Origin of the sequence: Pseudofrankia coriaricola (assembly GCF_001854805.1) — a bacterium.
Classification (GTDB): domain Bacteria; phylum Actinomycetota; class Actinomycetes; order Frankiales; family Frankiaceae; genus Pseudofrankia.
This window is the reverse complement of the sequence record NZ_MBLO01000257.1, coordinates 1-12,589: the sequence shown is the minus strand read 5'-3', so window position 1 is coordinate 12,589 and position 12,589 is coordinate 1. Positions and strand designations below refer to the sequence as shown.

At 74.7% G+C, this 12,589-nt stretch carries 6 protein-coding genes; all 6 read right to left on the bottom strand.

Translation table 11 applies throughout. The features are described 5' to 3' along the window. Nucleotides 1–29: 29 nt before the first annotated feature. Entirely contained in the window at nt 30–1,910 is a 1,881-nt protein-coding gene (locus BCD48_RS37105; RefSeq protein WP_198543556.1) for a class I SAM-dependent methyltransferase, read from the bottom strand. Nucleotides 1,911–2,104: 194 nt separating this feature from the next. Next, nucleotides 2,105–3,307 (bottom strand): glycosyltransferase, encoded by a 1,203-nt coding sequence (locus BCD48_RS37100; protein WP_071053077.1) that lies wholly within the window; start codon nt 3,305–3,307, stop codon nt 2,105–2,107. Nucleotides 3,308–3,466: 159 nt separating this feature from the next. Beyond that, a complete protein-coding gene (locus tag BCD48_RS37095; protein ID WP_071053076.1) occupies nt 3,467–4,474 on the bottom strand; it encodes an alpha/beta fold hydrolase in 1,008 nt (335 codons plus the stop codon). Between the two features lie 122 nt (nt 4,475–4,596). Beyond that, on the bottom strand, nt 4,597–4,935 hold the full coding sequence (locus BCD48_RS37090) for an acyl carrier protein (RefSeq protein WP_071053075.1): 339 nt from the start codon (nt 4,933–4,935) through the stop codon (nt 4,597–4,599). Next, on the bottom strand, nt 4,932–10,865 hold the full coding sequence (locus BCD48_RS37085) for a type I polyketide synthase (protein ID WP_083419776.1): 5,934 nt from the start codon (nt 10,863–10,865) through the stop codon (nt 4,932–4,934). Before BCD48_RS37085 ends, BCD48_RS37090 begins: the two co-directional genes overlap by 4 nt. After that, nucleotides 10,858–12,589, bottom strand: a 1,732-nt coding sequence (locus BCD48_RS37080; RefSeq protein ID WP_116271800.1) for an SDR family NAD(P)-dependent oxidoreductase, incomplete at its 5' end; no start/stop codon positions are given. The genes BCD48_RS37085 and BCD48_RS37080, both read right to left, overlap by 8 nt.

Sequence of the window (12,589 nt, the reverse complement as noted above, 5' to 3'; positions counted from 1 at the left end):
GGACGCCCAGCGCCCCCCAAGCCCCCGCCTCAAGCGTCGAGGCGAGCGACGACGCGGTAGGTGTTGGAGCGTTCGCCCTTGCGCAGGAAGGACACCAGTACGGCACCGGCGAGACCCGCGAGGATCGCCGGCGCGGCGGCGGCCGTCAGCACCACGCCGCGGGCCAGCCAGCGGACCGGCGAATACGGCGATCCGGGCAGCCAGGGCAGTGTAGGGCTCGGGATCAGCGCCTGGGTGGCGAGCCCGACCGCGGCGAGCAGGTCGCCGGGCTCGTGCGCCTCGCCGAACTGGATCAGCACGGTGCGCATCCCGCGGTCCGCCAGCGCGGCGACCAGGTTGTCGACCGGGATGAGCTGGCGCACCCCCGGCACACCCCAGCCCCGCCACAGCCGCCCGAGCAGGCGGGCCCCCAGGGCGGCGGGATTCACGATCTCCATCACCAGATAGCCGCCGGGGCCGAGCGCCTTCGCCGCCGCGTCGAGATCCTCGGACGGGTCCCTGCTGCGTTCCAGGTAGCCGAACATGCTGATGACGTCGTACTGGCCGGTGACCGCCTCGGCGATGTCGGCGAAGCTCGCCGGGTAGGCCCGGTCGACCCAGCCGCGCCGGCGCGCCTCGCCGATCGTGTCCGCCGGGCCCACCCCGTCGAACACGGTGCGCGGCCACACCGAGCGGGCCACGTTGCAGAACGAGCCGACGCCGGCGCCGACGTCGAGCCAGGCTCGCGGCAGCACGAACGGGCGCATCAGCTCGGCTCTGGCGCGCAGCCGGGCCGCGCCCGCCGCGACGGCGGCCTGGGCGCGCGTCTCGTTCATGCCGTCCTGGCGGTCACGCTCGTAGAGCACCCGCCCGGCCGGTGTCAGCCGCGGGTTCTGGAAGACATGCGCGCAGACAAGGCACTCGTCGAGCTGGAACCGGCCGGGCTTGCGCAGCTCGAGGTCGCGAGAGGCCAGCCGGACCACCAGCTCGAACGAACCGCACCACGGGCAGTCAGGACGGCGATCCGCGAAGAAGGGCTCGGGGCCGGCCGCGAACGCCCGTTGATAGCGTTCGCGCCGGGCGGTGGCCTGTGCCTTGGCCTGTGCCTTCACCGGGTCGGGCGGCAGGCCGGCCGCCTTCGCCTCCGCGGCGGAGCGCTGGGCCTTCCGCCAGGCCCGCACCGTGCTGACCGTGTACTCCAGCCCGGCGGTAATCCGCACGATCGGGCTGCGGATCAGGTCGCGCGGCGCGACCGGCACCCGCCCGGCACAGACGAAGAACGGCTGGCACCAGAACAGCGCCGTCGCGGCGAGACCCCACGGCCGGTTGAGGTGCACACCGATGCCGGTCGCGACGTCGCGCACGGTCGGCAGGTACATGTTGACCGGTTTGATGGCGTTCCACGACCGCCGTTGCACCCGTACCCGGGTGGCGCCGTCGTCACGGGCGGCTCCCAGCCCTGGCAGCACGGCGAGGTCGGTGCTCGCCGGGGCGTGCCGCTTGAGCCGCTCGGTGATCTCGACGAGCTCGACCGGGGTGTAGTCCTCGCGTGCCTCGACGCCGGCACGGTGGGCGACCTCGGCACGCACCAGCAGCGCCTGGAACGCCCCCCGCCCCGGCGCGAGCCGGTCGTTCCGATAGGTGCGGGTGTCGACCATCCGGGCCACGTCCAGCGCCCGTTCGATGGTCAGGTCGGCGGGCACCAGGTCGAGCACGTCGAGCCGTTCCCGACTGGCGTGGTAGCTCGCGGCCCGCCTGGCCGCCTCGGTGAGCTGGACGCCGGCGGCACAGACGAAAAGGTGGTCCGGGTCGACGGGCCGCCCGGAGGCGGGCAGCGTGTCCAGCCTGCGCAGCCGGCCGCGCAGCCGCACCCCGTTCGTCAGCAGGCCGACGACGACGAGGATCGGCGCCCACCAGAGCAGCGTCGCCACGATCTATCCCGCCGCCGGCGCGCCAGCCTGTAGTGACACCGGGAACAAGAGCCGCCGGGCGCGCGAAGGAAGATCATTTTCGCGCGCCCTTTGGCCCTCCTGTAGTGACACCGAGAGCAAGAGCCGCCGGATGCGCGAAGAAAGAGCATTTTCGCGCACCCTTTGGCTGGCCGCCGCTCGCGCCGTTCCCCCCGTCACGGCAGCAGCTTCTCGATGTGCGCGGCGCCGGCGGCGACACCTCCGGCCGAGGCGAAGTCGTCGCGCAGCCGCCGCGCGGCCGACCGGTACGCGGGGTCGTCGAGCACCGAGGCGACGGCGGCGGCGACGCCGGCGGCGTTGACCAGGCCGAAGCGGACCCGAAGCCCCGCGCCCGCCCGGGTGACCTGCTCGGCGATCATCGGCTGGTCGTCGCGCACGGGCGCGACCACCAGCGGGACGCCCTGGGACAGGGCCTCGCAGACGGTGTTGTTGCCGGCGTGGCAGACGACGGCCGACAGATGGCCCATCAGCTCCAGCTGCGGCACCTTGTCACGGACCAGCACGTCGGCGGGCGCCGCGGCGGCCAGGTCGTCGACGATGCCGGGCGGGGCGACGATGATGGTCTGCACCTGGCCGGTCATCCCGGCCAGCGCCTCGGCCGCGACGCGCAGGAACCGCCCGCCCGTCTCCCGGGTCACGGTGCCGAGCGAGACCAGTACCTTGGCCCGGGCCGGATCGAGCCACGACCAGGGAAAGTCGGCCAGCGGCTGGCGAAGCCCGGCGCCCGAGCCGATGAACACCGTCCCGGGCGGGAGCGCCGCCACCGCGTCCGGCATGCGCAGCAGCTCGGTCACCGAGCACACGAGTGTCAGCAGGTCGGAGAAGCGCAGGTCGCCGCGGCCGGCCTCCTCGGCCGGCACCCCGGACGCGAGCTGGAACTCGCGCAGCCGGTCGTCGACCCACTGGCCGACGGCGGCCATCACCCCATAGGGGTTGTCGAACTCGGCGGACGTGGTCGCGAGCGTGACCCACCGCAGCCGGCGGCGGCGGGCGAGCAGCGCGCCGCCGACCGCCTGCTGGTCGACGACGACGATGTCGGGGCGGAAGTCGTCGACAACCGGTTCCAGATCCCTGGCCATCGCCGTGCCCAGCGGCAGGAGAAAGTCCTCCCAGAGGAACTTGAACGAGCCGGTGCCGCGCTGGCGGCGCGACTTCTCCTCGATCTCGGCGCGCTCCCCCGAGGTGATCTCCTCGGGCAGCTCGACAAGCCGCAGCGGCGCGGGCACCAGCGGGCGCACGACGCTGGCGTGGCCGGCGATGGCGACCTCGTGGCCGCGGTCGGTCAGCTCGCCGGCGATCCCGACGGCCGGGTACACATGCCCGGCCAATGGCGGGACGACGAACAGGATGCGACCCACGTCGACATCACTCCCCGAGGATCTGGCCGAAACACCTCTCCAGCGGTCCGCCGGCGCGGGCTCGCTGGGGACCCGGGCGGAGCCCCGCGCGGCCGGAGACCGGCGCGGCCGGCACAGCGGACGGGCCCCGCGCGACCGCCATTCGCGCCACCCTCTGCGTCACTGTTCGCCCGACACCCCGGAGGACGCGGCGGAGGCCGCGGAGGTTGCGCCGGCCGCCACAGGCACCTCTGGGGACGCGTCGCCCGGCCCCTCAGCGTCGCCCGAGGCCGACGAGGCCCGCCGCTCGGCGTTGAGGTCCGACGGGACCGAGCGGGAAAGCACCCAGTCGGCGAGCTCGAACGTCTGGCCGCCGCGGTGGGTGTACTGCGGCATCTGCTCGTCGCGGTGCAGCAGCCACCAGCGCAGCAGCACGCGCAGGTAGTCGACGGCCTCCCGCAGCACCATGTGGGTGTGGCGCTCGAGCACCACCAGGGTGCAGTCCGGCACGAGCCTCGCCAGGCCGTCGCCCTGCTCCATGATCTCGGAGTTGCCGCCGTAGATGGCGAGCACCGGTACTGGCAGGGCACGCAGCCGGTCGGGCGAGAACGGCGCGGTCGCGAGCATGTCCTCGGCGATCGTGGTGTCACGCAGCAGCGACTGCGCGGAACGCATGATCCGGCCGACCGCCCGCCCGGCGCTGTACGTGAGCCACTCCTCGACTTCCTCGTCGGAGATGGCGGCGAGCACCTGGGTGAGCGAGCGGGCCATCTCCTCGCCGAGGCCCTCGATGCGGAACGGCGGCTCGATCAGGGTGAGGCTCGCGACCCGCTCGGGGAAGTCGGCGCCGTAGGTCAGCCCGAGGGTGGCACCGTAGCTGTTGCCGACGAGGTGCACCGGGCGGTCGACGCCGAGCTCGTCGAGCAGGGCGGACAAATCGGCCATCGCGGTCGCGATGCCGTAGCCGCTTGGCGTGCGCTCGCTCTTGCCGTGGCCGCGCAGGTCATAGCAGATGACCTCGCAGCCGGCGTCGGCCAGCGCGTTGCCAAGCGAGAAGTAGAAGCTCGCCAGGTTGTCGATCACCATGCCGTGCAGCATGACGACCACCGGGGCGTCGGGGCGTGGCCCGCCAGACGGCATGAGCCGCTGGACATGCAGGCGCACGCCGTTAGCAACGACCTCAGCCACGGTCGGACTCCTTCCTCGGCGACCCGCTCGGGCACACCGACATCGCCAGCCAGCCCCGCGGGCCGCGCCGGCCCTGCACCACTTCGTACCAGCTCGGCCGATTCCGCCGACAAGCGGCCCGGTCAAGCACCCTTGGCGCCAGCCCGCAGCGAGTCGGCGATGAAGTGGACGACCTCACCGACCCGCATGTTGATCACTCGGTCAACGTCCATCTCGGCCAGGAAGCCGACGAAGTCGACCTGGTCGCCGTAGGTGACCCGCATCCGGTCCGCCAGCGTCACGAACTCGATGCTCTCGAGCTCAAGGTCCTCGTTGAACGAGGTGTCCATGGTGATCTCCATGTCCACCACGTACTCCTCGCCGATCACGTCGCGCAGCATCTCGGCGATCTCGCCGAGAACCCTCGCTTCGAGGGCGTCCAGCGTCGGGTCGGCTGAGCGGAGGGTGTCCTGAATGGTCATGTCGTGTGTGCTCCTTCGTCACTGGTGCTCGGGGCCTCGGACCGAAGCGAACCTCGCTGATCGGCTTCGCTGATCGGCGAGGAGCCCCGGCGCGACAATGGCGAAACCTCACGCGGCCGGACGCCCACCTCGGGTGTCCGGTCCGAGACGACCGGGTCGTCCTCGGAAGGCCGCGAACTCGTGGATGGGGTCGCCGGGTCTCGGGGATGGCGGACGCGCGCGGCGCGCTCGACGGACAGTGATGTCCACGCGACGATGTGGTCACCGATACGCACAGGGTCGGCGCCACCGGTCTCCCGCCGTACGCGGCCCATGCTGTCAACCGTACGTAGCGCCACCCAGCGCTGGTGCGCTGGGCCGGATTCTGTGAGCACGGTGACGTGCAGCAGCAACGGCGGTTCCGCGGCGCTGGCCTCGACGGGGCGCGGCGGGGGCGACTTGATGCCGTCGGCCATCGCCTGCTCCGGCCCGAGAACGGTCCGATCCAGCAGGCCGGCGTCGAGGCTGGTCTCGACGGCAAGGTCGGTATCCGTGTCCGTGGAACCGGCGCCGACCGGAATGACCCGGTCGACGACGTAGCGGCGGGGCCGTCCCTGCAGGCCGGTGCCGTCGGCCTTGGCGACTGCCTCCTTGGCGGCCCACATCCTGGCGAACCAGGCCGCCCGCCCCACCTGGACGGACTCATCGGCGTCGTCGGCGGCGGCGGCGGTGCCGGCCTGCAGGGACACGGTGCGGTCGCCGGTCTCCGCGCGGGCGCCGGTCCCGGTGTGGGCGTCGTCGCCGGTTCCGTCGTCCGCGCCGTCGGCGTCGTGATCGGCGTCGGCGGTGTAGGAGGCCAGGCCGCCGGCGCTGGCGGGGTCGCCAGCGCCGCTGGTCAGCTCGGTGAGCAGGCGGCGCTCGGAGGCGGTGAGGCCCGCCGCGAGCGCGCCGGGCGTCCGCGGCGCCACCGTCTCCAGGTCGATGCCGACGTCGCCCTCGGTGTCGACCATCGCGACCGCGAGGTCCACCTTGTGCGCGATCGAGAGGTTGGGCGGCGGATCGGCGGGAATGCCGGCACGCTCGGGCAGGCGCGCGACGAACGGGCGGCCGGCGGGGTCGTTGTCGATGCCGACCTCGATGCCCCACACCGGGCCGGCCCCGCGCGTCCACAGCCAGCGGCGCACCGCGTCCTGGGCGGCGATCCGGCCGAGCAGCCACTGCCTGGCCGCGCGGGGGTTCTTCCCGGCAAGCACCCGGCGGCGCTCGGCGTCCAGGAAGTGGCGGACGACCAGCTCGCGGGAGGCGATGTCGCGCCAGTAGTCCGGGACGACGACCCAGCCATCCGGGCGGGGCTCGGCGACCGTGTTGCGCTCCGGGTCACGCATGAGCAGCCACAGCCACGCGTTCGCGGTGAACCGCCGGTCGGTCCAGCCGGTGACCTCGGCCCAGACCGTGCCGTCGGCGGCCCTTACCTCCAGGTCGGCGGTGACGGTCTTGGCCGCGATGTCGCGGATGCGCACCACGCACGACATCTGCTCGCCAGGCCCCGGGTCCGGACCATAGAAGCGCATCTCGGTGACGGCCTGCGGCAGCAGCAGCGAGTCGACGTCGAGATGCTGGGTGGCCCAGTAACCGTAGAGCTGGCCGATCGTGTCGAGCAGCGCGCCGGGCGCGCCCGTCACCACCAGCTGGCCGCGGGCGCCGAGCGGCGCGATGCCGTCGACGTGGGTGATGCCCTGGTAGCTCGGGCCGTGGAACATCCACCGCCCGCCGTACAGCTCGGCGGCCTGGTGCGGTGACGGCGTCTCGCCGGGCAGCGGACCCGGGACTCCCGTCGGCTCCGGGGTTCCTGCCGGATCGGCGAAGCCCGGGGTTCCTGCCGGATCGGCGACAGGGTCCCTGCTCGATCGGCGGAGCCGATCGGGGAGGTAAGCGATCTGGGAGGTCTGCTGGGAGGTCCGGAAGCCGGGCCGGGAGGTGTGCGGGAGCAGGTCGGCGGACGAGGACGTCTGGGTCGGAGCCGGCGGGTACGCGTCGGCGAACACCACGGTCACCCGGGCGTAGCCGTCCATCGACACCCGGACCGCGCCGTCGGGCAGCGTCGTACAGGAGATCGTCACTTCGACCGGCGGCTCGATCGCCACCCAGCGCAGCGCCCGGACGTCGCGGACGGCGGCGACCACTATGTCCCCGGGGGTCCCTCCCGGATGGGATTCCCCGAGCCGGGAGGTCTGGAACGCCCGCGCCTCGTCGATCATCATCTGCAGGACGGCCGTCATCGGCATCACCGGGAACCGGTCGGACAGGTCCGTCCAGCCCGGGGGCTGCCGGTAGAAGCAGTGGTCGATGACGTGTGGCAGCTCGGCCAGCGACAGCGTCCGGCGAACCGTCGTGGTGATCGGCCCGAGGCTCCCCGTGCCGCCGCCAGCGACTCCCGCCCCGGCGCCGGCACCACCCGCGAGGCTGGTCCGGGCGCCCGTCCGGCCGGCGGCATCCTGTCCGGAGCCAGAGCCGGCGCCATTCCCGCCGGCGAGGGCCGGCCGGTGGTCTCGAGCCGCGGGCGCCGCCACCGGGGGTGCCGGCGACGCGGCGGACGACGGCGCGGCGGCGCGCGCCAACGCACCGGGCACGGACGTCAGTGCCCTGGTTGACGCCGGTACAGGCAAGCCCGCGGTCCGGCCGTCCCACCGTGCCTGGACATCCGCGAGCACCGCCGCGGTCTCGGCGATCGCCAGGCCGAACTCGGCCAGCACCGGGTGACTGCCGCGGCCGGCCACGGCACCGGCCAGGGCGAGGAGATCGGCATCCGCGGACCGGGCCGCCGCCGCGCCCGCCGGCGGCAGGTGAGACGTGGCGGCGCCTGAGCGCGCCGTGGGCACGGCCACGCCGGCCGCCGGACGGGCGGCCGGCGCAGCGGCCGCCGGCTCGTCGGGCCGGGCGTCCGCCAGCAACGCGGGGGCGTCCGCCCCGAGCCGGACCATCGGTGAACCCAGCCGCAGCAGCATGGGCCGTCCGCCACGACGCGGCGCCGGAGCCGAGCCCGTCGGCACGGCTGGCGCGGCCGTGGCGACCGCCGGCGTGGTCGCGGGCTCCGCGGCGGCGGGACGGTGGCGGCAGGGCAGCAGGTCGAGGCGCGGCGCACCGCCCTCGGCCCATACCGCCGCCGCGACCCGGCGCAGCTGGTCCAGCCCGGAACGCTTCGGGGAGTTGGACACGACGGTCACGTGGTCCGGCCGGCCGGCCAGCGTGTCGTCGACGAAGCCGGCGATCGTGCCGACGCCGACCTGCAGGAACATGCGGACACCGGCATCGTGCAGCCGCTCGGTGAGCGCGCGGAACCGCACCGGCTCGAGCAGGTGGCGCACGGTCAGGTCGCGGATCGCCGCCGGCTCGTCCGGGTAGGGCGCGACGGTCGTCGCCGACCAGATCGGCATGTCCGCCGCCGCGAGCGGCATCGTGGCCAGCGGCGAGCGCTCGATGTCGAGGTAGGGCCGCAGGAACGGGGAGTGGAAGCCGGAGCGGAACGGCAGCACCTGCCCGAGGACACCCCGCGCGCGCAGCCGGGCCAGCGCCTCGGTGACGCTCGCCTCGCGCCCGCAGATGACCGACTGGTGCGGGCAGTTGTCATGCGAGACGACGACGTCGGGCAGACCCGCGATCGCTTCGTCGACCATCTCGACGCCGCAGCCGACCGCGCCGAAGCACACGCCAGGCACTTCGAGCGACGCCGGGTCGAACCCGCCGATGAACGCGTCGACGAAGTCGTTCGGGACCATGCCCGACGAGATCATCGCGTTCCACTCGCCGACACTGTGCCCGCCGACCACGTCGGGGACGATCCCGAGCCGGCGCAGCACCAGGTCGAGCACCCGGCCCACCTCGACGCTGGCCCTGCCGTGGCCGCCGAGCACGCCGGTCTGGCCCAGGTCTGGCAGTGGCAGGCCGAAGTGCGCGCAGACGTCGTCGATGCGCGGCTCGAACTTGTCCTCCAGCCCGCAGAACAGGAAGGCCAGCTTTCCCGCCTGCGCGGGCTGGGCCGCCGCGGCCGGGCCCGGCCCGGCGAGCAGCGGCGACGGGGTGAACCAGAGGTCGTTGCGGCCGCGCCACGGGGTGCCGCGGGCGACGATCGTGCGGGCAAGCGCGAGCCGGCGCGGGGTCGGCGCGACCAGCGCGAGCCGGCACGGGCCGCCCGTCGGTGCCGCGGCGGCGTCGTCGCGGGCGAGCAGCTCCTCGTCCGGCACGTCGAGCTGGGCCGCGAGCTCGGCCGGCGTCGCCGCCGCGAGCAGCAGGACCGCTTCGGCTCCGGGGTCGGCCGCGAGCCCGGCTGGCGCGACCGTCGCCGTCCTGGCCGCCGTCGCGCCGGCCATTGCCACTCCGGCCACCGTCGGCGACGGCGAGCCCGCGGGCGTCGCGGCGGCGGACACCGCCGAGGCGGCGGGCCTGGCGGCCGGGACGGGAAACGTGGCCGCCGGGGACGGCGCGGGCCGGTCGGTGGCCTGCTCCAGGACGGCGTGCGCGTTGATGCCGCCGAAGCCGAAGGCGTTCACCCCGGCGCGGCGCGGCCCGCCGCCGGCGGGCTCGTCCCAGGGGGTGGCCGCCAGCACCGGGGCGAACCGGGTGCCGGCGAAGGCGGGGTGCGGGTCGTCGCAGTGCAGTGTCGGCGGCAGCGTGCGGTGGTGCAGCGCGAGGGCGGCCTTGATCAGGCCGGCGGCGCCGGCGGCCGGCATAGTGTGCCCGATCATGGACTTGACCGAGCCGACACCGATCACCTGCGCGGCCGGGTCCAGCGGGCCGAACACCTCGCCCAGGGTGGCGAGCTCGGCGGCGTCGCCGTTCGGGGTGGCGGTGCCGTGTGCCTCGATCAGCCCGACGGCGCCCGGGGCGCGCGGGTCGAGGCCGGCGTCCGCCCAGGCGCGGCGCACGGCGAGCGTCTGGCCGGCCGAGGCGGTCGCCATGAGCGAGGAGGTACGGCCGTCGCTGGCGATCCCGGTGCCGCGGATCAGGGCATAGACACGGTCGCCGGCGCTCTGCGCATCCGAGAGCCGGCGCAGCATGAGCAGGCCGACGCCCTCGCCGATCAGCACTCCGTCGGCCGTCCGGTCAAACGGGCGGATCTGCTGCGAGGGTGAGAGCGCCCGCAGCATCGCGAACGTGCTCCAGAAGGTCGGCTCGTGCACGATGTGCGCGCCACCGACCAGCATCGTGTCGGCCCGGCCCAGGCGCAGCTCGCGGATGCCGGCGTCGACGGCGATCAGCGACGAGGCGCAGGCCGCGTCGACGGTGTACGCCGGGCCGCGCAGGTCGAGCCGGTTGGCGATCCGGGAGGCGGCGAGGTTCGGCACCAGCCCGATGGCCGCCTCGGGCCGCTCCGGTCCCAGCTTCGCGACGAACGCCGCGTGGACCCGCTCGATCGCCTCCTCCGGCAGGTCCGGCAGCACCTCGCGCAGCGTCACCGCGACCTGGCGGGCGGTCTTGACCCGCTGCTCGATGCGGGCGAACCCGGGGCCGAAGTAACCGCCGCGACCGAGGACGACGCCGACCCGCTCGCGATCGCCGAGGGCGTCCTGGCCGCCGCCGTCGGCGATGGCCTCGGCGGCGAGCCGCAGCGCCAGCATCTGGTCGGGCTCGGCCCACTCGACCGCGAGTGGCATGATGCCGAACTCGGTCGGGTCGAAGGTGGCGAGCTCGTCGACGAAACCGCCGCGGCGGGTGTAAAGCCGGTCAGCCCGCGGCGTCCCCGGCGGCGGTGGGGCGGCCGCCTCGGGCCGGTGGAACTCGTCGTCCCACCGGCCGGGCGGGGCCTCGCGGATCGCGTCCACGCCGCCGACGATGTTGGACCAGTACTGGTCCAGGCCGCCCGCGCCGGGGAACAGCGCGGCCATGCCGACGATCGCGATCGGATCGTCGGCGACAGAGGCCCCCGATGCGCCTTCCCTGAGATGATCAGCCATAGAAGGCGTCCACCTCGCCGCACATATAGACGACCTGCGCCGGGCCGGTGGGTGCGGCGAGCTCGCGCAGCAGCGCGTCGACGCCCTCGGCCGGCTCGATCAGGCCGATGCCCCGCCGGGCGTACTCGCGCTCCAGCTCGGCGGAGACCATGCCGCCGCCTTCGGCGCGCCACGGTCCCCAGTCGACGCTGACGACCCGGCCCGGGGTTCCCGCCAGATCAGCGGAGGTCGTGAGGACACCGGCGTGCGCGTGCGCCAGCGTGTCCAGGGTGTCGTTGGCGGCCGCGTAGTCGACCTGACCGCGGTTGCCGAAGACTCCCGCGACGCTGCCGAACAGGGCGACGAAGCGCGGGCCCCGGTCACGGCGCAGCGCGGCGAGCAGCGCCCGCGCCCCGTCGACCTTCGTCGAATACACCCTCGCGAACGAGTCGGGCGTCTTGTCCTTCACCAGCCGGTCCTCGAGCACCCCGGCGCCGTGGACGACGCCGTCGAGCCGGCCGTGGCGCGCGTAGACATCGGCGACGACGGCCCGCACCGCGGCGCCGTCGCGGACGTCGACGGCGTGGTAGCGCACGCTCGCCGCGGTCCGGCCGAGCTCGGCGAGGGTGGCGCGCACCTCGCGCCCGGCGAGCAGCCGGGCGACGCGCGCCTCGATCTCGGCCGGGCGGCGCATGCCAGTGGCGATGAGCGCCCGGCGCAGCGCCGGCGCGTCCGCGGCGGCGGCCGTGGCCGGGTCCTCCGGGCCGGCTGGCGGCGCCGTCCGGCCGACCAGCTCGATGTGCGCGCCGTGCCGACGGGCGATCTCCAGGGCGACCTTGGCGGTGATACCGCGGGCGCCGCCGGTCAGCAGCACCACCGAGGACGAATCCAGCACAGGCGGCTCGGCGCCCGGGGACTGGGCCGTCAGCTCGGCGGGCAGGACGCGCAACGCCGCGCGGGTGCCGTCGCGGTAGCCGACGACGAGCGGGGCGTGCTCGGCGACCAGCTCGGCGAGCAGAGACTCGGCGATCCGGCGGGGCGCGTCCTTGGGGTCGACGTCGACGACCCGCACGGTGACGTCGGGCAGCTCGTGAGCGAGGGTGCGGGCGAAGCCGGCGAACCCCGCGCCGGCTACCGGGGCCGGGTCGGTCGCCGCGGCGCCTCCCCGGCGGCCGAAGTCGCCGCCCAGACCGCTGGCGAGGACCAGCCGGCGGGTACCGCCGAGGGCCGCCGCCCGCAGCGCGGCGAACGCGCCGGGCAGCTCCGCCGCGGAGCCCGCGGCGGCGTCGAGCGCCGCGACCCACAGCAGCCCATCCGCGGCCACCCCGCCGGCGACGACCTCGGCGAGGTCCGCGGCGCCGGCGTCGAGGAGGCGCACGGTCGCGCCGGCCTGCTCCAGCAGGTCCGCGATCTCCAGACCGACGCCGAGTCCGCCCTCGACGACGGCGAAGCGTCCGCCCGCGAGCAGCGCGCCGTCGCCCGGCAGTCCTCCCGGCAGGGCGGAGCCCCGGGCTCCCACGGCCGGGAGCGGCCCCGGCTCGACGACGAACCGGCGCAGCGGGAATCGCGCTCCCCCGACCAGTTCGCCCTCGGCGGCCGAGCGCTCCGCGCCGGTCTCCTCCGAGTTGGCGGCCTTGGCGGCGGTGTGCTCGACGATCCAGTCGACGATGCCGTCGACCGTCTTGATCGCCGCCAACTCCTCCACCACCGACTCGTCCAACTCACCACCCGCGCCACCAGCAAGA